This is a genomic window from Phocoenobacter uteri (assembly GCF_900454895.1).
GTDB classification, from domain to species: Bacteria; Pseudomonadota; Gammaproteobacteria; order Enterobacterales; family Pasteurellaceae; genus Phocoenobacter; species Phocoenobacter uteri.
This window is the reverse complement of record NZ_UGTA01000002.1, coordinates 13,320-33,987: the sequence shown is the minus strand read 5'-3', so window position 1 is coordinate 33,987 and position 20,668 is coordinate 13,320. Positions and strand designations below refer to the sequence as shown.

General features: G+C 29.8%; 26 protein-coding genes. 20 read left to right on the top strand and 6 right to left on the bottom strand.

Annotated features, from left to right (window positions below; translation table 11 throughout):
• Positions 1–240: 240 nt before the first annotated feature.
• Genes DYE60_RS09955 through DYE60_RS09945 form a run of 3 tightly spaced genes read left to right on the top strand, consistent with a single transcriptional unit; the run spans position 241 to position 1,787 of the window.
• The gene (locus tag DYE60_RS09955; protein ID WP_115316463.1) at positions 241–585 is read left to right on the top strand and encodes a TraK family protein; all 345 of its coding nucleotides are present in this window, start codon (positions 241–243) and stop codon (positions 583–585) included.
• A gap of 16 nt (positions 586–601) precedes the next feature.
• Entirely contained in the window at positions 602–1,324 is a 723-nt protein-coding gene (locus DYE60_RS09950) for a nucleotide-binding protein (RefSeq protein WP_115316503.1), read from the top strand.
• A 1-nt stretch (position 1,325) separates the two neighbouring features.
• Positions 1,326–1,787 carry a hypothetical protein gene (locus DYE60_RS09945; protein WP_172460418.1) on the top strand — a complete coding sequence of 154 codons (462 nt, stop codon included), beginning with the start codon at positions 1,326–1,328 and terminating at the stop codon, positions 1,785–1,787.
• 51 nt (positions 1,788–1,838) lie between these two features.
• Here the strand turns inward: DYE60_RS09945 and DYE60_RS09940 are convergent, their stop codons facing one another.
• The 6 genes from DYE60_RS09940 to DYE60_RS09910 form a co-directional block, all read right to left on the bottom strand.
• Positions 1,839–3,092 (bottom strand): IncP plasmid survival protein KfrC family protein, encoded by a 1,254-nt coding sequence (locus tag DYE60_RS09940; RefSeq protein ID WP_115316501.1) that lies wholly within the window; start codon positions 3,090–3,092, stop codon positions 1,839–1,841.
• Complete coding sequence (locus DYE60_RS09935) at positions 3,073–3,273, bottom strand: antitoxin VbhA family protein (protein WP_115316500.1); 201 nt, start codon at positions 3,271–3,273, stop codon at positions 3,073–3,075. The genes DYE60_RS09940 and DYE60_RS09935 overlap by 20 nt, the downstream gene beginning before the upstream one ends.
• Position 3,274: 1 nt before the next feature.
• A complete protein-coding gene (locus DYE60_RS09930; protein ID WP_115316499.1) occupies positions 3,275–4,150 on the bottom strand; it encodes a ParB/RepB/Spo0J family partition protein in 876 nt (291 codons plus the stop codon).
• Positions 4,151–4,159: 9 nt separating this feature from the next.
• Positions 4,160–4,906: a ParA family protein gene (locus tag DYE60_RS09925; RefSeq protein ID WP_115316498.1), complete on the bottom strand. Its 747-nt coding sequence runs from the start codon at positions 4,904–4,906 to the stop codon at positions 4,160–4,162.
• An 817-nt stretch (positions 4,907–5,723) separates the two neighbouring features.
• On the bottom strand, positions 5,724–6,635 hold the full coding sequence (locus DYE60_RS09915) for a hypothetical protein (RefSeq protein ID WP_115316496.1): 912 nt from the start codon (positions 6,633–6,635) through the stop codon (positions 5,724–5,726).
• A gap of 367 nt (positions 6,636–7,002) precedes the next feature.
• A complete protein-coding gene (locus DYE60_RS09910) occupies positions 7,003–7,188 on the bottom strand; it encodes a hypothetical protein (protein ID WP_115316495.1) in 186 nt (61 codons plus the stop codon).
• Positions 7,189–7,661: 473 nt separating this feature from the next.
• Between DYE60_RS09910 and DYE60_RS09900 the strand changes: the two genes are divergently transcribed.
• The 17 genes from DYE60_RS09900 (at position 7,662) to DYE60_RS10395 (ending at position 20,662) form a co-directional block, all read left to right on the top strand.
• Positions 7,662–8,003, top strand: coding sequence for a helix-turn-helix domain-containing protein (locus DYE60_RS09900; RefSeq protein WP_172460417.1), 342 nt, complete (start codon positions 7,662–7,664; stop codon positions 8,001–8,003).
• 92 nt (positions 8,004–8,095) lie between these two features.
• Complete coding sequence (gene trbB, locus DYE60_RS09895; RefSeq protein WP_115316492.1) at positions 8,096–9,061, top strand: P-type conjugative transfer ATPase TrbB; 966 nt, start codon at positions 8,096–8,098, stop codon at positions 9,059–9,061.
• 11 nt (positions 9,062–9,072) lie between these two features.
• A complete protein-coding gene (locus tag DYE60_RS09890; RefSeq protein WP_115316491.1) occupies positions 9,073–9,438 on the top strand; it encodes a TrbC/VirB2 family protein in 366 nt (121 codons plus the stop codon).
• 16 nt (positions 9,439–9,454) lie between these two features.
• Complete coding sequence (locus DYE60_RS09885) at positions 9,455–9,763, top strand: conjugal transfer protein TrbD (protein ID WP_115316490.1); 309 nt, start codon at positions 9,455–9,457, stop codon at positions 9,761–9,763.
• Positions 9,763–12,315: a VirB4 family type IV secretion/conjugal transfer ATPase gene (locus tag DYE60_RS09880; RefSeq protein ID WP_115316489.1), complete on the top strand. Its 2,553-nt coding sequence runs from the start codon at positions 9,763–9,765 to the stop codon at positions 12,313–12,315. The genes DYE60_RS09885 and DYE60_RS09880 overlap by 1 nt, the downstream gene beginning before the upstream one ends.
• Positions 12,316–12,327: 12 nt before the next feature.
• Positions 12,328–13,026 (top strand): VirB8/TrbF family protein, encoded by a 699-nt coding sequence (locus tag DYE60_RS09875; protein WP_115316488.1) that lies wholly within the window; start codon positions 12,328–12,330, stop codon positions 13,024–13,026.
• Between the two features lie 31 nt (positions 13,027–13,057).
• Positions 13,058–13,903, top strand: coding sequence for a P-type conjugative transfer protein TrbG (gene trbG / locus DYE60_RS09870; protein WP_115316487.1), 846 nt, complete (start codon positions 13,058–13,060; stop codon positions 13,901–13,903).
• 11 nt (positions 13,904–13,914) lie between these two features.
• A complete protein-coding gene (locus tag DYE60_RS09865) occupies positions 13,915–14,355 on the top strand; it encodes a hypothetical protein (protein WP_115316486.1) in 441 nt (146 codons plus the stop codon).
• Between the two features lies 1 nt (position 14,356).
• Positions 14,357–15,742, top strand: coding sequence for a TrbI/VirB10 family protein (locus DYE60_RS09860; RefSeq protein ID WP_115316485.1), 1,386 nt, complete (start codon positions 14,357–14,359; stop codon positions 15,740–15,742).
• A 15-nt stretch (positions 15,743–15,757) separates the two neighbouring features.
• A complete protein-coding gene (gene trbJ / locus DYE60_RS09855) occupies positions 15,758–16,501 on the top strand; it encodes a P-type conjugative transfer protein TrbJ (protein ID WP_115316484.1) in 744 nt (247 codons plus the stop codon).
• A 12-nt stretch (positions 16,502–16,513) separates the two neighbouring features.
• Complete coding sequence (gene trbL / locus DYE60_RS09850) at positions 16,514–18,208, top strand: P-type conjugative transfer protein TrbL (RefSeq protein ID WP_115316483.1); 1,695 nt, start codon at positions 16,514–16,516, stop codon at positions 18,206–18,208.
• A 7-nt stretch (positions 18,209–18,215) separates the two neighbouring features.
• Positions 18,216–18,854, top strand: coding sequence for a TrbM/KikA/MpfK family conjugal transfer protein (locus DYE60_RS09845; protein ID WP_115316482.1), 639 nt, complete (start codon positions 18,216–18,218; stop codon positions 18,852–18,854).
• Between the two features lie 11 nt (positions 18,855–18,865).
• Complete coding sequence (locus DYE60_RS09840) at positions 18,866–19,540, top strand: lysozyme family protein (protein WP_115316481.1); 675 nt, start codon at positions 18,866–18,868, stop codon at positions 19,538–19,540.
• 158 nt (positions 19,541–19,698) lie between these two features.
• Complete coding sequence (locus tag DYE60_RS09835; protein ID WP_115316480.1) at positions 19,699–19,878, top strand: hypothetical protein; 180 nt, start codon at positions 19,699–19,701, stop codon at positions 19,876–19,878.
• Positions 19,879–19,923: 45 nt separating this feature from the next.
• Positions 19,924–20,187, top strand: coding sequence for a hypothetical protein (locus DYE60_RS09830; RefSeq protein WP_115316479.1), 264 nt, complete (start codon positions 19,924–19,926; stop codon positions 20,185–20,187).
• Positions 20,188–20,206: 19 nt separating this feature from the next.
• The gene (locus tag DYE60_RS09825; RefSeq protein ID WP_115316478.1) at positions 20,207–20,494 is read left to right on the top strand and encodes a hypothetical protein; all 288 of its coding nucleotides are present in this window, start codon (positions 20,207–20,209) and stop codon (positions 20,492–20,494) included.
• Positions 20,495–20,527: 33 nt separating this feature from the next.
• Entirely contained in the window at positions 20,528–20,662 is a 135-nt protein-coding gene (locus DYE60_RS10395) for a hypothetical protein (protein ID WP_279525374.1), read from the top strand.
• Positions 20,663–20,668: the final 6 nt, after the last annotated feature.

Genomic DNA, 20,668 nt, shown 5'->3' with positions numbered 1-20,668 from the left:
TAGCGAATTAGTCCAAGTAAATATGGATATCTTTGAAAAAGATGGCCATATTTACATATCTTGCCCACGTTTTAAAGTATAACGCCAGAAGAAAAAAAAGCAAATATTGGTTAATTATGTTTATTATTGTATAATAATGTTTATTATAGTTTAATAATTGGCAATTATTTTTTAATATAGGCGATTTTTGTTTATTACAGTTTTTTTGTATAAATAAAATTAATTTTAGCGGCTAAAATAATGAAAGAAAAAGAACTTCTAAAAGAACTAGCTAGCAGAGTTACGAATACTCAAAAACCTAAATCTAGGTTTTTTATTCTGGCGTATAAAACACATATTATATCTGCGTTGAATGAAGGCTATTGTTTCAAAGATATTTATGAAGTATTCAAAGAAAAGAATATCTATCCTTATAGCTACCAACAATTTACAAAATCAATTAAAGTAGTATTGGGAGACTATAAAAACATTTGTGATAAAAAAGATATAAATCAAATTTCTGCAGAAACGCAAAAAATAAAAATTAAGGAATCTAATAAATTTGAATTTAATCCTAAGGTAATTGATACAAAAAATTTAATTTAGTATAAAGAGGTGTATTATGGCAAAAATTAATTTTATTCTACAAGGTAAAGGTGGAGTCGGAAAAACTGTAGTATCTAGTTTGTTAGCTCAGTATAAAATATCGAAAGGCGATAAAATAAGCTGCATTGATACAGATCCTGTAAATGCATCATTTGAAGCTTATAAAGCATTAAATGTTAGTCACCTAGAATTAATTGAAGATCAGCAGATAAATACTCGTAATTTTGATAGACTTATAGAAATAATAAGTGAAACTGAATACGATATAATCATTGATAATGGTGCAGCATCTTTTTTCCCTTTATCTCATTATTTAATCTCAAATGAGATCCCAGAATTAATAGAATCAATGGGGCATGAAATAGTAATTCATACAGTGATTACTTCTGGACAAGCATTACTAGATACATTAAATGGATTAAATTCATTAGTTAAAAGTTTCGGGAAAAATTCAAATTTTGTTGTTTGGCTAAATCCTTTTTGGGGTGATATTGAATATAAAGGAAAATCATTTACAGAAATGGCTGTCTATAAAAATAATAAAAACTCAATTAATACAATTATTGAATTACCAAAATTATCTGCTGAGACCTTTGGTGCTGATTTTAGCCAAATGCTTAAAAATAAGCAGACCTTTCTAGAAGTCATTAATAATGAAGAAAATCATATAATGACTAGACAACGCATTAAAATTATTCAGAAGAATATTAATAGTGTATTAGATGCTGCTGGAGTATAAAATGTCTGATGAAATACAAGAATTAATAACAGAGATAGCACAAAAACATGGGGTTGTTATCACTAAAGATGATCCTATAGCAATTGCTTTTACTCTAAATAGATATTTATTAGAACAGACTAAAAAGAATCAGGAAACTCTCATTGCTAATCTAAAATCAGATATTGAAGAGATTTCATTAAATGTTTTAAATGAAAATAATAAACAAATTAAAAGTACTCAAGAAATATGCCTTAAATTAGTAAATGAGCATATAACTAAATCTAAAACGGCCATAAATAATGTTATTGACGACTCAGGTAACAACTTTAAAACAAAAATAACAGAATCTATTAAATCATTTAAAACAGAATTAGCTTCTTTTGGAGATTATTTTAAGTCATTAAAAATAATTTTAATTCTATCTATAATACTAAATATAATATTTATAGTAATCAATTTTTACTTATTTCTTATTCAATAAACTAAAAAAGGATTGAAAACAAATCAATCCTTTTTTAGTCGATAATACAGTCTATTTCTTTACAGATAGAGTATTAGTTAATGAATTAACAGCTTTATGAGATATCTCTTTCTGGTGTTTTAAATTCTTATTATTTTTTGCTTCTTGTATCTTTTTAATTCTATTAATCTCCATAATATCTTTGTATTTATTAACTAAGCAAGGATCTCTAAAATGTAATTTTTTCTTGGCCATATTTTCAATTTTAGAAGAATGTAATCCCATATCATCCCTAATCTCATGAACAGCCTCTAATCTCCTAGTTGCTACATTTATAATGTGCTTTTGAGCATTTATAATATTATTCCATTTATTCTTTCTACTAGGCATAGAAAAAAAACTTGGTTTATTGGACTGTAATCTATTAACTTGACTAGTTGCTTCTGATACTAATTTAGATAACTTAGTTTCTAATCGTTTTACCTGCTCATTCTTTTCATTAATAACTGAAGTTAATGAATCAGTATATTGATTCTCGATTAAATAATTTTGTTGCCTTTCAGCTTCCATAGCTTCATATACTGTTTTCTGAGTTTCATCTAAATTTTTATTTAATGAAGATTTAAGGATAACATTCTCCCCAAGAGAATTTTCTTCTTTATCAATTTTAGCGGCTAAAATATTGGTGTGAGGATGTAAAATATTTTTAAATACAGATTCTAAAGAAATAGAATTATTTTTTAAAAAACTTAGAGATTCATAAGCAGCATATTCATCTCTCCCAGCAAATTTTAACGAATCTTTATTTAGATTAGGAAATGATATTGAAATTACTTCCAAATCTCTAGATTTATATAATTCTTCTCTAGAGTTATCCGTTATATTTGTTTTAGACCAATCTAATTCATATCCCAACTTATCGGCAACTTGTCTAGTAAATTCTCTTATAGTTCTACTATTACCATCTTCAAAGGGATGTAAATGATCTAATGATGAATATAATGCACTTAGACTTTTTTCTATCTCTGAATTTGAACAATTATTTTTAAAATCATTTAAAACATTATTAATAACATCTTCAGTAACAACACCCTTATAATAGAAAACAGTGTAAGATCTATTCTCAGATTCAATATTTCGAGATCTTATCTGCTCATCATTAATTCTTAAATTTCCTGGGAAATAATATTTATTACTATTAAAAATACTCTTATGTATATTTTTTAGGGTTTCAGCATTTAAAATATCATCTAGTGTAGAGGTATTATCTGCATTTGTTGATGTTTTTATTAAAGCAATAATTGCCTTATTTAATTGGTTGCTCATTTATTAATTCTCTATTTTCAAACTTTATTTCAAGTTCTTCCAAAGAAGAAATTTCGCCATTTTCATATTTTTTAAGTAACTCTAATAAATGGGGGGATGGTATTTCCCCCTCTAATGCAAAACTAGCAATGGCATTTCTTACATGATAATTTCGTCTTTTTAAGTCATCATTTTTATTCATCTTAAGCCTCTATTAATTCTAATATAGTAACACTCGATAAATCAGCATCAACTTCCTCTCCAGAATCATCATATTTTATATATGCTCGACCTAATTCTGAAGGTCTCTTATTCATAATTAATCGACCTATTTGCCCATGATAACTTATCTTAAGAAATGATTTCTTAAGTTTATCAGGATCTTCTACCTTTGTTTTCTTATCTTTCGTCTTCTCTGTATTAGAAATGTTCTGCTTTTTATTTAATGAATCTTTAAAATTATTGAAAGATGTTCTCGAAAATTCATCTTGCTCAGAAATCCATGCTTCAACTTCTTCTGGAGTTTTCTTATATTGAGTGTTTAAATTAGCTAAAAGAGTAACATCTTCGCATTTAGCTTGATTTAATAAAGCTGCTATTGGTTCTTCTAAATTATTTAAACCAAAATATTGAGACACATAAGAGTTTGATTTACCCAACTTCTTAGCAATTTCTGATTTAGATAGTCCTTTTTTAATTGCTCTATCTATGACTATTGCTATTTCTCTTGCTGTTAAATTCTCACGTTGAATATTTTCTGTAGCTTGATCGTATAAGTCATAATCGTTATCAATAAAAGCTGGAATAGTTGCTTTATTTGCCATTAAAGAGGCTCTATAACGTCTTGCTCCATGATTAATGATATAAACTCCAGCTTGTGTAGGATTAGGTCTCACTGATATAGGGGATTTAACCCCTCTTTCTTTAATTGATTCAGCTAATTCTTTTAAAGATGACTCATCAAAAAATGTTCTTGGTTGCTCTGAATCTTCCACAATACAAGATAATTCTAATTCTAAGATTCCTGTATCATTTGGAGACTCATTTAATGCTCCTAAATTACCTAAATTAATGTCCATAACAACTCCTTACTTTGTTTTTTCTAAAATACATTCAATAACTGTTTTAATTTCTTTGCTTGCAACTCTTGCCGCACTTTTCTTTATATTCCAAACAGGGATACCTATATCTACTGCTTCTGCAATACTACTTCTTAATCCAATAGCTTGGGGAAGTACAAAGCCTGGGTATTTTTCCATCAATTGATTGTAATGTTTAATATGTCTTGGATCTCGTCTATTTATTTTAGAAATTAACATTCCTAAAAAAATAAGTTTATTATTTTGTTTTCTAATATTCGAGATAAGATTTATCATTTTTTCTATTCCTTGTAGAGCATATTTCTCTGGTTCAATCGGACTTAAAACATAATCAGAAGAAAATAAGGCTGCTACTAAAGAAGAATTAAGTGATGGTGCTGTGTCAATAATACAAAAATCAAATCCTTTTTGTTTTAGGATTTGAATTGAATTATAAAAAACTTTGGTAACTTCGTTTACTGACGAATTACTATATATTTCAGCCAATTCATTAGATCCTAAAAATAATGTTAATTTTTCATCTGAGTTATCAATAGAAAAATTATCTTGAAATAAAGAGTGAGCATATTTGGAGCTTGGAAATGATTTTTCTAATGTATAGCTAGCATTTACTTGAGTATCTAAATCAATAAAAACTCCTTTCATGCCTTTTTCTATTAGATAGAACGCAAAATGAGTAGCAAAAGAAGTTTTACCAACCCCTCCTTTTTGATTTGCAATAGTAAATATTTTCATAAAAACCCTCCTATTTTAGCGGCTAAAATATTATTTACTTTTAAAACATCTATACAATATCATAAGATAGACATTTTGTCTATTTTTAGCAGCTAAAATTCATTAGTTTTTCTTTTAAGATTGGAAAAATTAAGTTAATTAATATTTCTATAAGTAGAGAAAATAAAACAAGACTGATAAATTTTAAAAGAATATCAATTGTGTTATCAACATCTCCAGCAATTATAGTTAGTATTAATGGAAATAAGTAAAGAATAATAATAAAGTATAGTAAATATCTTATAAATTTCCAAATAATAGAGATTATATTAATAAAAATTAATAATGATATAGAAATTAGTCTTTTCATAAAATTCTCCTCGATATAAATATTATATTATACATAGACCTTATGTCTAGATCTTTCTTTCTGGAGTTTTTCGTGCGTAGCACACATTTTAATTGATTTATTATTTGTTGTTTATGAGACTTTTTCGCAAGCTCGGTGTTTATTTTTTAGGGGAAATATCTTGCGGCTAACTTATCCACAATAAAGCTTTTGCTTTATTTATCCTTTATATATTTATATATAACTCTCTTTAGAGATCTTAGTTCATTGTTTAAGATCGATTTTAAGTTTTTAAAAAATATGCGTTATCCACAAATAACGTTTATTTTAATAAAAATCAGGAAAACATTTTATTTTTAAGATAACAAACTCTCTTGAATTTGAATTAAAATGAAGGAAAAAAACAAAATTAGAAGTAACAAATAAAGGGAGGCCCTACTTATTTAAAAGTATATTATTAAGCGTTAAATGTTAGGTATTAAGTGTTAATTATTTTTCAGAATTTAATATAGCTCTTAGCTTTTTAATATTCTCAGATATGAGACGCTGCTCATCATCAGTCATTTTTCTTATATCATAAGAAAAATCATTTGTAGATTTTTTATAAGAACAACTTTTTTCTGGTGTTTTTTGTATATTATCTATGACTTCTTGACTTAAAAAATCTTTTTTTATATTAATCAATAAATTTTTTAAAGCAAATTTATCAGTTATATCTGCTACATTAGAATATGCCAAACGAGAAATATGCTCTCTATACATATTTTTAGATTTTTCTAACAAACCTTTTTTTACTCTGTATTTATATAGATTTTTTACTTTTTGTTTTAACCTTTTTTTAGAAAAACCAAAACTATAAAAAAACTCAGGTCTTAACCATATTCTCATAGCCTTACGTTGCTTTGTTTGATGATCCATTTCTCTTAAAATTATGATTAATCCAGCCTCCTCTAGCATTCTTAATGCTTTTATTACTGGATCATAAGATTTTCTTCCTGATGGATATATATGTAATTGTCTAATATTTTGAGCTAATCTCTCAACATTTGTCATTACTTCAAATAAATAATCACTATCTATAGAGTAATCAGCATATTCAATTAATTCATTCACTAAGGCATATAATGTTTCTCTTCTCTCAGAACGAATAGATAATCTCTGCTTTTTATTTTTTCTCAATTTCAATAGATATCTATTTCTGTTCCAATCATGAATATTAACAATTGCGGAAAGCTCTTTACCAAGAGCAAACTTAGAATTTTTCCTAATAACAGGAGTATGATTTCTATGTTTTTTTTGAATAAATACTTTTTTTTCTAAAAAAGATGATTGAGGTTGTTCAGTATCACTTACTGAACCTTTAAATAATGGAATTTTAGTATTTTCATATTTATTGAGCATTATCGTAAATCCTAGTTACGACCCTCTCAAACACTAACAAAATAATTTTACATTCTATCTTTCTGCAAATCCTTGCAAAATGGCAAAATATATGGTTAAATTAACCTTGTTATAGCAATTCGTTCTAAGAAAACGCTTTGCTTATGTGTTCGGCAAGAGAAGGTAATTGGTGTTGCTGAATCACGATAGAAAATACTGGTAATATTTTCTATCCTTTATTTGTTTAAAGATAATACTTTAAACTAAAAACAACCGCTCTATTATATAATGGGCGGTTTTTTTTACGCCCTTTATATTACAACACTTTTGTACGATCATTCAAGCTACAAATTAAAAAAGATCGAATGAATTAAAAAAGATCTATTTTTTAATGTAATTTATGCACAATATCCGCTACTGAGTCTTCTGCATAATAATCTATTGCATGACTCACAATTTCAGTCCACTTTATTGTACGATTAGCTTTAATACTTGCTCTAATAGCTAACATTTCTAATCTATCCTTTCTTTTTTTAGTAACATTATATGTCGTTCTTTTTGCTTCTTTTTTCAAAAAAAATCCTATTCAATAAATAAAATTCAAGTGAATAGGATAATTTATAATTGTAGTTCTAAACTATTTCCCAAAAATAAATACTGTAACCCATTGTTATATCTATAAATAACTCAATAGTTATTGAGTTCACTAACTCCCTGTTTTTTATTCTTTCGTTTAAATTTATCTAATTGAGGATATTTTGGTGAGTTACTTAATCTAAGAAAATTCTTATATTTAAAAGTTATTTTTCCAGAATCTCTAAGTGCATTAAATACTTGTAGTTTCTGCTTTCCATTGCTCAATTCCTGAACAATATAGTCCAAGCACCATTCAAATTCCTTTCTCCCTGTATATACCGATGTTCTATGGTTTTTTCTTAGGTTGTTCATATTTTTCCTATTAAAATTAGAAATATTATAAACTATAATGTTACCATATGTTTTTTGATCCATAATGAAATTTATTATCAAATGCGAGACCCTATAAATATGCCTTATCAAGAGTTAATTGCTTGCAATGTTTATGCTATAATGCAAAGCAAAAATATATCTCAAAATGCACTAGCATCAAAAATGGGAGTATCTAAATCTACATTGAGTTTATTTATGAATTGTAAAACAAGTCCTAGATTAGAGTTTTTATCTAAACTAGCGTTCGCTCTAGATACACCACTATCAAATCTTTTTCTACCACAAAATCTAGATAAACAAGCTAAATATTACTACATAAATTTACTTGCTAACAAAGACACTACTCCTGAAACAAATAAAACCACTGTCATTATAGATTTAACCCCAGAACAAATAAGAAAATTACAAACAATCATATAATATCAAAAATAAGTTTTAATATATTTTGACTTTTATTGTGTTCGATTTATAATAACACTATTGATTATCTATAATTCTAATTACTCTATTTTATGGAACAAAATAAAGACCAAGAATTTGGAAGAACATGTGCGAGTTTAGAAAGAACGCTTCAAAACACCCCATTTTATAAAGCCTATAAGGATAAAAATGTTATAGAAATAATGCTTAATCCTGATGGTTCACTATGGATTGATGAATTAGGTGCAGGCATGTCAAAAATAGGAACAATGTCTAATAGTGTTGCTGAAAATGTTATTAGAAATGTTGCTGGTTGTTTTAGAAAAGAAGTCCATTCTTCATCTCCTATTCTGGAGTGTAAATTTCCTTTAGATAATTCAAGATTTGCCGCACAACTTCCTCCTATTGTTTCAGCTCCAACTTTTTCTCTTAGAAAAAGAGCTGTCAAAATATTTACATTAGAACAATATTTAGAATATGGGACAATAACCAATAAACAGTATGAAACAATTATTCAAGCAATCAAAGATCATCGCAATATTCTTATTGCAGGTGGTACAGGATCTGGTAAAACAACATTGTTAAATGCAGTGATTAATGCAATGGTTGTTATATCTCCAAATGAGAGAATGCTTATTTTGGAAGATACTCCAGAAATACAATGTGCAGCAGAAAATGCTGTCTTGTATGAAACTTCGCCAGAAGTTGATTTATCATCATTAGTAAAAGTAACATTAAGAATGAGGCCTGACAGAATATTAGTAGGTGAAATTAGAGGTGGTGAAGCTCTCTCATTGTTAGAAAGTTGGAATACAGGACATCCAGGCGGTGTAGCTACTGTCCACTGCAATTCAGCATCTGAAGCAACAAGTCGAGTTGTAACTTTAGTTTCTAAAAATAAAGAAGCTCCTCGAAACATAGAAAATATGGTTGGGCAAATTCTTGATGTCATTATTTTTATTAAGAAAGATAAAAATACTGGTAAACGCTGCGTAGAGGAACTTGTCGAAGTCGTAAAATACGATCAAGACAAGTTTGTTTTTAATTCAATTAATTAGGATAAATAGTCATGACTTTATCAACTAAAAATCAAACAATTCTATTTGTATTAGCATCAATTTTTATACTTTTTTTACTTATTTCCCCAGAGGCTCATGCTTCAGCTACTAGTGGTGGTGGACTTCCTTATGAAGGATGGCTAACCAAAGTTAGAAATTCAGTAACAGGACCAGTTGCATTTACATTATCTATCGTAGGTATTGTTGGAGCAGGAGCTCTACTTATTTTTGGTGGAGAAATAAATGGTTTCTTAAAAACTTTAGTTTTTGTTGTTCTTGTCGCAGCATTACTTGTCGGAGCTCAAAACTTATTATCATCAATTACAGGTACTGGAGCAGAAATTACCATGATGATTAAACCTAATCTTACAAACTGATAAAGGAAAATAAAATATGCAAAAGCAAGATGTCAGAAAAATTTTAATTAGGAAAGTAGGTAATAGAGTTTCTCTTTTTCTTGGTGGTGATAGAGAACTTGTTATGTTTACTGGATTACTTGCTTTTGCATTAATTTTTTCAGCTCAAACCTGGTATTCCACTTTATACGCAATAATCATTTGGTTCGGTGGTTTATTTTCTTTAAGAAAAATAGCAAAAGCAGATCCTCTTATGAGAAACATCTATATAAGAAGCTTAAAGTATAAATCATTTTATTGTTCAAATAGCACCCCATTCAGATTAAATACTAAAGAGAGAAAATAATGAATGACATAAATATAACTACGATTACTATTGTAATAAGTATGATCGGAATTTTAATTCTGGTGTTATTAATGATTCAGTTAGTAGAATCTAATAAACAAATTAAATTAAGCAAATATCGTCACAAAGACGAGGGGTTTGTTGATCTACTAAATTATTCGGCAATGGTTGATGATGGCATTATTATAAATAAAAATGGTTCTTTTATGGCCGCTTGGGAATATAGGGGTATTGATTCTGCATCAGCAACTGTTCAAGAGCGAAATGCTATGAGTGCTAGAATCAATTTAGCAATAAGTAAATTAGGATCTGGCTGGATGTTTCATATAGATTCCTATCGAACAGAGTCTGCTAGCTACCCTAATCCTGGGCAAAGCTACTTCCCCGATGAAGTATCAAATGCAATGGATGAAGAAAGAAGAAGAATATTCCAGCATATAGGAAATTTATATGAAAGTTCATTTGTTTTGACTGTTACATATACCCCACCAAGAACAGCTGAACAAAAATTTTCTGACCTAATGTTTGATGATGATAAAGAAGAGTTGTCAAATAAACAAAAAACTATATCTTTATTAACTAAATTTAAAAAAGATATTGCGGATTTAGAATCTAGTCTATCTACCGCTTTCAGTCTAAATCGCCTAAAAGGTATTAAGAAAGTAACTGAAGAAGGTAAAAATATTACTCACGATAGTTTCCTTAGCTGGTTACAATTTTGTATAACAGGAAAACATCAACCAATTCAATTACCAGATAATCCTATTTATCTAGATAAATTAATTGGAGCACAAGAGTTTATTGGAGGCGTAATACCTAAAATAGGAGATCAATTTATTCAGGTTGTGGCTATTGACGGATTTCCATCAGAATCATCTCCAGGAATTTTAAATAAATTAGCTCAATATCCAACAATTTATAGATGGTCAAGTCGTTTCATATTTATGGATCAATTTGAGGCAGAAGCATTATTAGAAAAATATCGCAAAAAATGGAAACAAAAAACTAGAGGTTTTTTTGACCAGATGTTTAATACCAATACTGGAAAAGTAGATCAAGACGCATTAGCTATGGTACAAGATGCTGATGATGCATTAGCTGAAACTAAACAAGGAATTATATCTCAAGGATTCTTAACTACAACCATTATATTGATGAGTTCAAATAGACAAAGAATTGAAGATGATGCTAGAGCTATAAGTAAAGAGATATCTTCACTAGGATTTAATGCAAGAATAGAAACAATCAATACTATTGAAGCTTACTTAGGTAGCTTACCAGGACATGGTTTTGAAAATATCCGCCGTCCTATTGTTCATACTCTCAATTTTGCAGATATGATACCAACATCTTCTATATGGACAGGAAGTGAAAATGCTCCTTGCCCTTTATTTCCCGCAAATTCACCAGCTCTAATGCACTGCGTTACAACTGGATACTCTCCTTTTAGACTAAATCTCCATGTAGGAGATGTGGGACATACTCTAATATTTGGGCCTACTGGTGCAGGTAAATCAACTCTTCTTGCAACTATTGCAGCTCAATTTAGACGTTATCCTAAAGCAAGTATATTTGCTTTTGATAAAGGAATGTCTATGTATCCTTTAACAAAAGCCTGTGGAGGTGATCATTTTGAATTAGGAAATTCTGATAACTCAATTTTAGCATTTTGTCCGCTTCAATATCTTGATACAGCTTCAGATAGAGCTTGGGCAGCAACATGGATTGAAGAAATTTTAAATCTAAATGATTTGAATGTCAGTATTGAAATGAGAATACAGATTTCATCAACCTTGATGAATATGTATGAAAATAATAACCATACAATGACTGATTTTAAAAATCTTATTCAAGACAATAAAATTAGAGATGCTATTAATGACTATACAATTGAAGGGCAGATGGGAAGTATCTTTGATGCAGAAAAAGACAATTTATCTATCTCAAATTTTATGTGTTTTGAAGTTGAAGAACTGATGAGACTTCAACCTAGATTTGCAGTACCAGTACTACAATATATTTTTAGACGTATTGAAATAGCTTTAAAAGGACAGCCAGGATTAATAATTTTAGATGAAGCTTGGTTAATGCTTTCCCATGAGATGTTCAAAGAAAAAATTAGAGAATGGTTCAAAGTGTTAAGAAAAGCAAATACAACAGTTGTACTGGCTACACAATCGTTAGCAGATGCCTCAAGATCGAGTATTTTTGATACTTTATTAGAAAGTACTCCAACTAAAATATTTTTACCAAATCCTAATGCTTTAGTAGAAGAAACGGCCGCAATTTATAAAAACATGGGGCTAAATATAAGACAAATTGAGATTTTAGCAAATAGCCGACCTAAACATGATTACTATTATTCATCACCAAAAGGACATAGATTATTTAATCTAGCTTTGGGTAAATTACAATTAGCATTTGTAGGTTCTTCTGACAAAGATAGTATAGCTACTATAAAAAAATTAGAAGCTAAACATGGCGAAGACTGGATTAATGCTTGGCTATTTGAAAAAAATATTTCATTACAACATTATCAAAATTACAACTAGGGGATAAATTCAATGTTTCATAAAGAACGTTCTGAAAAAATTAAAGAGACAAACAATCCTTATATTGATGCTCGTATCAACTATAGAAGCAATGAGGAAAAAGAAAAATCTAATACGAGAATGTGGCAAATAGCTTCTCTTTCGGCGTTATTTATAGTTGCTATATTGGCTGGAGGATATGTTGCTGAAAAAAAAGAAAGTAAGTTTATTCCTTATATAGTTGAAGTCAATCAGCTTGGTCAAAGCATGACTAGTAAAATAGCTCAAAGAGCAATCCCAACAGACCCTAGAATTATTAAAGCAACATTAGCCGAGTTTATTTCTAATTTAAGACTAGTCACTCCAGATAGCGAACTTCAAAAAAGAGCAATTAGAAAGGTTTACTATCACTTGCTAGATAATACTCCTGGAATAAAACAAACAAATGAATTTTTTTCAGATGACAAAAGCAATCCATTTCATCGAGCAGAAAAAGTAATTGTTAATTGCGAAATATTGTCAGTATTACCTCAAACCAAAAAAAGCTGGCAAGTTACATGGCTTGAACATGTTAGATCACATAATGGGGATGACTTAGGTACAACTCGAAGAACTGGGATTATACAAGTAATTGTTAAAGAAAATACGAATGACACGACAGAAGACGAAATAAGACGTAATCCATTAGGGATATTTATTCAAAGTTATGCTTTATCTGAAGAAATTCAATAACTATATTCATATATTTTAGAGGAAATTACAAATGAAAAATATTTTCAAATATACCGCTTTAATAACAATTATGGGATATTCATCTATTGCTTTATCTCAAGGATTAAATATACAAGAAAGACAAGCTGTTAATTTATCTCAAAAATGGAGAAATGGCTCTCCATACACAAAACCACTTTTAGGAAAAAATGGAGTTAAATTTGTATATGGTTCATCACAACCATATATTGTTACATCTATATTCAGAGTTACAGACATAGCACTTGAACCAGGGGAACGAGTTAATAACATAAATATAGGTGATAGCATTAGATGGGATATATCCCCTACTATTACTGGCTCAGGAAGCAATAAACAAGTACATATTATTATCAAACCATATGATAAGAATCTATCTACAAATCTTATTATATCTACAGATAGAAGATCTTATCATCTCAATTTAAAATCAACATCTAAAAAATATGTATCTAATGTATCTTTCATTTATCCTGAAGACTTAAATGAACAAATTGCTAAGATCAATGCCGATAGACAAAAACACATTGAAAGAACAACTCTTCCTGATGGAAGTGGAAATATTGATAACCTAAACTTTGAATATAATATTTCTGGTAACGCCTCTTGGAGACCTATAAGAGTTTATGATAATGGTCAACAAACAACAATACAGATGCCTAATAAGATAAGTACAGGAGATGCTCCAGCCCTATTAGTTTTAAAAAATTCAGGAAGTATATTTAAATCAGATACCACCGCCGTTGTTAATTATAGAGTAATTAATAATAAATATATTGTTGATGGTATTTTTAATAAGGTAATCCTTGTTTCTGGAGTTGGTAGCAATCAACAAAAAATCACTATTAGTAAAAAATAGAGGAATAACAAATGAAGAAATTTATACTTAGTATTATGTGTATTGTATTAGTTGGATGTTCATCTAAATTTGGTAATTATTCCAATGCTTCAGTAGATATTTCATCTGCAATGGCTCAAGATGTTACTGAACAACTAAATAGCTTTTATTCACCAGCAACAACTTTATTTAAATTTAAAAATAGCATACCACCATCAGATCACTTTGGCCTTATGTTACAAGATAATTTACGCCAAAAAGGATTTGCTATTCAACTTAAAGTTGTAAATTCTAATACTGGAAATAATCAAGATATTGGGCTATCCACCTTACCACTCAGCTACATCGTAGATAAATTAGATACAAAAAGCTACAGGGTAACGGTATATTTACCTGAAGCAATATTTAGTAGAGCTTATTCTATTGATGAAGGTAAATTTCAAAAAATAGGAAACTGGGTAAAAGGTAACTAAAATGAATTTATTTAAAAAACAGCAAATTGATGATATGTCACCAAACTCATCCCCATCAAAAACATCTTCATTAGGTGGTGTGAAAAGAGCTAATAAAGTACCTTTAATTATCATTGGTATTTTAGGTGTATTATTTTTAATTGTAATGGCGATTGTAAGTTTGGAAAGAGCTAATAATCAAATTTCAGAACCTAGCAAAAAGGATGATTCTACTGGATACTTTAAAGACACATCCCAATATGCTAACAGTATTTTAAAAAATGCACCTTCTGGTGTTGTTAAATCAAGTCAGAAAACACCAGAAAATAATATTTCACCTGAAAAATCTAATATTAAACAGAATAAAGAGGGAGCAAATCAGCAAGCAATAGATATTCCAACAATTCCAGATAAGCCAACTATTATTTACAAAGATAGAGATATCGATCCATATAAAGAAGAATTACTCAGAGCACAGAGGGAACGAGAACGTAATGCACAATATTCTAAAAGCAATGTTTCTGACTTCAATTCTAATTTCTCTAGTAATGGCTCATCAGAAAACTTAACAAGAGATGAAATGCTATCTCAGATGGCTGCAATTAGAAGACAAGCCACTGAAGCATCAAGCAGTGCTGATGCAACAGCATCATATCAAGAGCAAATGCGAATGGTTCAAGCACAAATGGTTGGAGCAACCGAAAATAATATTTCTAATTCAGAATATACAACATTCTCAAATAATCAAGGACAAAATGATATTCAACAATTCAATGGTTCAAGTTCTCGTTGGAATATTAATGCCCCATTAGAAACGCCTAAACCATTTGAACTAAGAGCTGGATTTGTTATACCTGCAGTTATGATAAGTGGTATAAATTCTGATTTACCAGGACAGATTTTAGCTCAAGTATCTCAAAATATATTTGATACTGCTACAGGTAAATATCTACTTATACCTCAAGGAGCTCGTTTAGTAGGAAAATATACAAGTGATATTGCATATGGACAAGAAAGAGTTTTAGTTGCATGGCAGCGTATAATATACCCTGATGGAAGAGCACAAGATATTGGTAGTATGCCTGGCTCAGATTCTTCTGGCTACGCAGGATTTAACGACCAAGTAAATAACCACTATTTCAGAATATTTTCATCAGCTTTATTAATGTCTGGTATTACGGCTGGAGTATCTTATTCTCAAAAAAATAGTTCTTCTTCTAATAAAGAGAGTGCTGGAGATATTCTCAGCCAATCTCTAGGACAAAATATGGGGCAAGTAATTGTTCAGATGTTACAAAAAAATATTAATATTGCTCCAACATTAGAAATTAGACCAGGTTATCAATTTAATGTAGTTGTTGTAAAAGATCTTTCATTTAAATCACCATACAAAAACTACGCATACTAAATGATGAGGTAAAAAATGAAAACATTTAAATTAAAAAGTCTTTTAGCAATATTAGTTCTTTCAAGTATTTCAGTAAAATCCACTGCTGGAGGAATACCTACTTTCGATGGATTGAATGTTGTACAAAGTACAATAAGTGCATTAAATACAGTTCATCAATACCAAAAGCAAATTCAAGAATATAGAACTCAACTATTACAATATGAGAATCAATTGAGAAATAGCTTAGCTCCTGCTGCTTACATATGGGCAGAAGCTCAACAAACTATGCAAGATCTTCAAAGAACTGTTAATGCCTTACAGAACCTTCAAAACCAAATGGGGGGAGTAAATGAATATTTAAAACGTTTCAAGGATATAAGTTATTATCAAAATGCTAATTGTTACTATACTCCTCAAGACTGTATTGAAGAATTTAAAGAACAAAGAGAAATTTTTTCAAAATTGCAAAATAGGGCAAATGAAGATTTATACAAAGGAATCGATTTTCAACAAGAACAACTAAATAGAGATGCCCGTAAACTACAAAATTTACAATCAAATGCTCAATCTGCCCAAGGTCAAATGGCAGCATTACAATATGCTAATCAACTTGCTGCTGAACAAAGTAATCAAATATTACAATTAAGAGCGATTCTTTTAACTCAAATGAAAGCTCTAAATGTGGCACAACAAGTCTCAGCAAGCAGACAAGCTCAAATAGAAGGGGCTACAAATAAATTACATGCTACAGGCAATACCATGGGGCTAAGACCTTAAAAGGAAAATGCAATGACAATAAACAAAAAATACCTAAATTTATTTTTTCTTCTATTTGGTATATTCCTTATATTATACTCACAAGAAGCAGCTGCTGATACTAGTGTTCTAAATTCTGTTGTAACGCAATTTAAAGATAAAGCAGCTACTTGGAGTGGAAAAATAATAATAGCTGCTAAATTCCTATTTTATAGTCTAGGAGTTATCAGTCTTAGTTGGACTCTAGGATATATGCTTATTAAAAAAGCGGAAATAGGAGAGCTTTTTGGTGAGCTGATTAAATTTGTTGTATTTTTTGGATTTATGTATTATATCTTAATAAATGCGACAGACATTGGTAGCGATATCATCGATTCCTTTACGGAATTAGCAGATAAAGCAGGGGGAAATAACAACCCAACCACAGCATCATCCATAGTCGATATAGGATATGATCTTTTCATTGCCACAACTAAAAAAGGATCTTTCTGGAGCCCTGTAGAAAGTTCAATAATTATATTCACTGCCTTAATTATCTTCATTGCATTATGCTATATTGCGGCTAGTTTTGTAACTCTACAAATCACAGCTTATGTTACTTTAAATGCAGGAATCTTTGTCTTAGGATTTGGAGGATCAAAATGGACTAGCGATATGGCTATTAATTACTACAAAACACTTATTGGCCTAGGATTACAGTTATTTACAATGATATTAATTGTCACTACTGGTAAAAATATCATGATTGATTACAAAACATTAATGGGAAGTAATATTAGCTTTGAAAACCTAGCTATTATGCTATTAACATCAATCTTTCTACTTCTTACTTCAAGCAAAATTCCTCCAATGATAGGTGGACTAATTAATGGAGCTACGGGCAATACAAATTTTGGTGGTGCAGGTATGGCATTAGCAGGATTTGCTGCTGCGGCAACAGCAGCATCAGCAGCCCTTGCTGGAGCTGCTGCCTCATTAGCAAAAGCCACTGTAGGAAATGTTGGAGGTGCTGCACAAACAGTCAGTGCTGCAATGAATGCTGCCTCAGGAGGAACTGAAGATAGTTCTACCCCTAATATATCTAATATCGCAGATGATGTAGCATCTTCTACACAAGGAGGAGCTAATGAATCCATGCAAGGTTCTAACAGTTCTTCAGGACAAGATGGTACTTCTGGAAGTTCAGGCGAATCAATGCAAGGCTCAGAGGGTTCTTCAGGACAAGATGGTACTTCTGGAGAGCCAGGTGAATCAATGCAGGGTTCAGAAGGTTCTTCAGGACAAGATGGAAGAGACGGAGAATCTATGTCAGATTTAAATGATTCTTCAGAAAATAACAGAGAGTCTGAATATAAGAATGATTCTGGAGAACAGAATAATAACTCAAAAAATATTTCAAATAGTGAATCAAGCTCAACTCAAAAACCATTATCTTTCTCAGAGAAAGTGAAACAAGCTACTCAAGCTGCTGGATTAATTGGAGGAGCTATTAAGACTGATGCAATTCAATCTGCAAAAGGTTCATTGAATAATTTAGTGAGTAATTCATATATGGGAAAAATTGCTTCAAATATTAAAGAGGCTAATACTGCCTCAGAAGGTACTGGTAGCATTTCTTCACCAAATATAAGTTCTACATCAAAAACAACACCGAAGAATAAAGGCTCTGCAATAACACAAGCAGTAAGCCAAACAGCCGAAAATTTAAATAAAACACAAGACTGGTAGGTAAACTATGAAAAACTTGAAACTATCTCTGATATTATCTGGGCTAATCATTCTATCATCTAATAATACTCTCGCTAATGGAGAAATTCTTACTGGAGATCCTAGATTAGCTTGTGAAGCAATTTTATGTTTATCAAGCGGGAAAAGACCTGATGAATGCACTCCATCTATTAGACGTTATTTCTCTATAACAGATAAGAAATTACATAGGTTAATCAGAAAACGTCTGAACTTTTTAAATTTATGTCCCAAAGACAACAAAGGGATTGATAAAGATGTACTAGCAAGAATAGGATTAGACCAAGAAAAGCAAAAAAGAGGGATGGATAGTTTGACGAATGTAATTATCCACCTTCCTCACGAATGCACATCCAAATCCTTAAATGCTCAAATTCAAAGAAGAGTTGAAAGATCTTGTGATGGTGGAAAAAACTGTGATTATTCATATTACTATAGAATATCACCAAAAATGCCACAAAGTTGCATAGATTTAAAAAACCATGAGTGGACTAGAATTGAACTACCTATTCAATACGGTAATAATAATTGGGTTGAAGGTTCTCAATACTCTCACCCTCCTCTTCCACCAATTTGGTTTCTAAAAGATGATTTAGAAAAATTCAAATCAAAACAGATGCCAAGATAAAGGAATAGAATATGATTATAGATTTACCCCCTCTTCAACAAGAAATGGTTGTATGCTCCATCTATGCGGCCAAAGAATATAACATTCCTACCACCGCTTTATTAGCAATAGCTGAAGCAGAGGGAGGTAAACCAGGTCAATGGATTAAAAATAAAAATGGTAGCTATGATATTGGTACAATGCAATTTAACACTAATTATCTAAAAGAGTTAGAAAAGTTTGGTATAACAACCAAAGATGTCGAAAAATCAGGATGCTATCCATACCATCTAGCAGCATGGAGAATAAATCAACACCTTAGAAAAGACAAAGGAGAATTTTGGACAAAAATTGCAAATTATCATTCAAAAACACCAAATAAAAATGCAATTTATAAAGCTAAATTAATTCCCTTAGCCGCAAAATGGGAGGCTTGGTTGAAAAGCAAATTTTTATCTAAAAATGATAATTCAAATTTAACTCCTCCCCCTAAACCTCGTAATTTGAAAAATATTACTGTAGATCAAATCAATATTTCTGCTTATGCAGACTACATAGAATATGCACCTATACCAAAAGGTATTATTTCAGATAAATTTAATATAAATAAAAACTTTCAAGCAACAAAGAACAATGTAAATCAAAATCCTATGAAATCATCGAGTGCAATTACCTTACCTAATAAATTCATCGAATTGATGAAATAGATTTTTATTATATAAAATATAAGTTTTGAGTACTTTTATTACCTCAATCAAAACTTTTATTATAAAATATGACTTCAATCAAAAATACAAATTGATAAGTTTTGAATGGATGATTACAATATCAATCAAAACTTTTAACTTTTGAAGGAGTTTAGCTTATGCGTAAATATAATCATTTTTTAACACCCGTCTCTCAAAATTTTAATGAATTAACACCTGAACAACAAAAAGATATTGAAAAAATAAGCGAAAAAATGAATTTAATGAAAAAGACAGGAAGGCTAGAGCTTATGTATAAAGGAGAATGTCTTTTTAAAAAACCTATAAAGACTAAATAAGTCTTTAATTTTAACTTATGATTGAATACCCAAAGGAAGAAAAATATGGAACTCGTACTAAACCTTTTCATCATACTACTTATAACTGTTTTTTTGACATTTTTGATCTATCAACCTTTTAAAAAGAAAAAAGAAATTGACGATGAAAAAAGACGCCTTTATTCTGAATTTTTAGATAAATTAGTTAAAGATGAAGCTAAAAGAGAAGAGTATTTAGAACTTGTGAAAAGTTTTAAAAATTTGGATGAACGAGAAGCAGAAAAGCTGAGAAAAGATTTTATAACAAAATTTCTCGAACAAAAGCATTAACTTTTGAATAGGAGTAGAAATGGAAAGCCTAACAATCAATTTTTGTTATAGTCTTGCAGATCAAGAAATAAAGCTAGCTAACATAGACAAATTGAAATTACTACTTTATTTATGCGAAGCTAAGTTAACAAAGGATATTGATTTACCTTTAAAACGAGTAACCGTTATAGGCACTGATTACGTTACAGAGCCATATAGGGATTTAATTAGTGAATTACACATAGTCGCAAAGCAAAGTAGAAGATTGGGATTATCCTTTACTATTTGGGAAAAATACCCACAAAATGCAAGTGACTTTAAACTTTAATTTTTGATTATACTTATGAATAAGGAGATAAAGATGAACTATGAAATATTAATTCCGTTTGTATTTCTTTTTATTACAGTTTTTTTATTAATGTTAAGAATATCACGCATTGAGAAATATCTTTCTAAACTTCAAGATTATTTAAATGCACAAAATTTGAAGAAATAAACGATA

What these genes read in the sequence shown, in the direction of transcription:
- DYE60_RS09865 (WP_115316486.1), top strand. Translation starts at nt 13,915, where the DNA reads ATGAAGAAATTTATACTTAGTATTATGTGTATTGTATTAGTTGGATGT.
- trbL (WP_115316483.1), top strand. Translation starts at nt 16,514, where the DNA reads ATGACAATAAACAAAAAATACCTAAATTTATTTTTTCTTCTATTTGGT.
- trbB (WP_115316492.1), top strand. Translation starts at nt 8,096, where the DNA reads ATGGAACAAAATAAAGACCAAGAATTTGGAAGAACATGTGCGAGTTTA.
- DYE60_RS09845 (WP_115316482.1), top strand. Translation starts at nt 18,216, where the DNA reads ATGAAAAACTTGAAACTATCTCTGATATTATCTGGGCTAATCATTCTA.
- DYE60_RS09875 (WP_115316488.1), top strand. Translation starts at nt 12,328, where the DNA reads ATGTTTCATAAAGAACGTTCTGAAAAAATTAAAGAGACAAACAATCCT.
- trbJ (WP_115316484.1), top strand. Translation starts at nt 15,758, where the DNA reads ATGAAAACATTTAAATTAAAAAGTCTTTTAGCAATATTAGTTCTTTCA.
- DYE60_RS09825 (WP_115316478.1), top strand. Translation starts at nt 20,207, where the DNA reads ATGGAAAGCCTAACAATCAATTTTTGTTATAGTCTTGCAGATCAAGAA.
- DYE60_RS09925 (WP_115316498.1), bottom strand. Translation starts at nt 4,906, where the DNA reads ATGAAAATATTTACTATTGCAAATCAAAAAGGAGGGGTTGGTAAAACT.
- DYE60_RS09885 (WP_115316490.1), top strand. Translation starts at nt 9,455, where the DNA reads ATGCAAAAGCAAGATGTCAGAAAAATTTTAATTAGGAAAGTAGGTAAT.
- DYE60_RS09900 (WP_172460417.1), top strand. Translation starts at nt 7,662, where the DNA reads ATGCCTTATCAAGAGTTAATTGCTTGCAATGTTTATGCTATAATGCAA.
- DYE60_RS09940 (WP_115316501.1), bottom strand. Translation starts at nt 3,092, where the DNA reads ATGAGCAACCAATTAAATAAGGCAATTATTGCTTTAATAAAAACATCA.
- DYE60_RS09945 (WP_172460418.1), top strand. Translation starts at nt 1,326, where the DNA reads ATGTCTGATGAAATACAAGAATTAATAACAGAGATAGCACAAAAACAT.
- DYE60_RS09950 (WP_115316503.1), top strand. Translation starts at nt 602, where the DNA reads ATGGCAAAAATTAATTTTATTCTACAAGGTAAAGGTGGAGTCGGAAAA.
- DYE60_RS09915 (WP_115316496.1), bottom strand. Translation starts at nt 6,635, where the DNA reads ATGCTCAATAAATATGAAAATACTAAAATTCCATTATTTAAAGGTTCA.
- DYE60_RS09880 (WP_115316489.1), top strand. Translation starts at nt 9,763, where the DNA reads ATGAATGACATAAATATAACTACGATTACTATTGTAATAAGTATGATC.
- DYE60_RS09860 (WP_115316485.1), top strand. Translation starts at nt 14,357, where the DNA reads ATGAATTTATTTAAAAAACAGCAAATTGATGATATGTCACCAAACTCA.
- DYE60_RS10395 (WP_279525374.1), top strand. Translation starts at nt 20,528, where the DNA reads ATGAACTATGAAATATTAATTCCGTTTGTATTTCTTTTTATTACAGTT.
- DYE60_RS09935 (WP_115316500.1), bottom strand. Translation starts at nt 3,273, where the DNA reads ATGAATAAAAATGATGACTTAAAAAGACGAAATTATCATGTAAGAAAT.
- DYE60_RS09890 (WP_115316491.1), top strand. Translation starts at nt 9,073, where the DNA reads ATGACTTTATCAACTAAAAATCAAACAATTCTATTTGTATTAGCATCA.
- DYE60_RS09835 (WP_115316480.1), top strand. Translation starts at nt 19,699, where the DNA reads ATGCGTAAATATAATCATTTTTTAACACCCGTCTCTCAAAATTTTAAT.
- DYE60_RS09955 (WP_115316463.1), top strand. Translation starts at nt 241, where the DNA reads ATGAAAGAAAAAGAACTTCTAAAAGAACTAGCTAGCAGAGTTACGAAT.
- DYE60_RS09830 (WP_115316479.1), top strand. Translation starts at nt 19,924, where the DNA reads ATGGAACTCGTACTAAACCTTTTCATCATACTACTTATAACTGTTTTT.
- DYE60_RS09840 (WP_115316481.1), top strand. Translation starts at nt 18,866, where the DNA reads ATGATTATAGATTTACCCCCTCTTCAACAAGAAATGGTTGTATGCTCC.
- trbG (WP_115316487.1), top strand. Translation starts at nt 13,058, where the DNA reads ATGAAAAATATTTTCAAATATACCGCTTTAATAACAATTATGGGATAT.
- DYE60_RS09930 (WP_115316499.1), bottom strand. Translation starts at nt 4,150, where the DNA reads ATGGACATTAATTTAGGTAATTTAGGAGCATTAAATGAGTCTCCAAAT.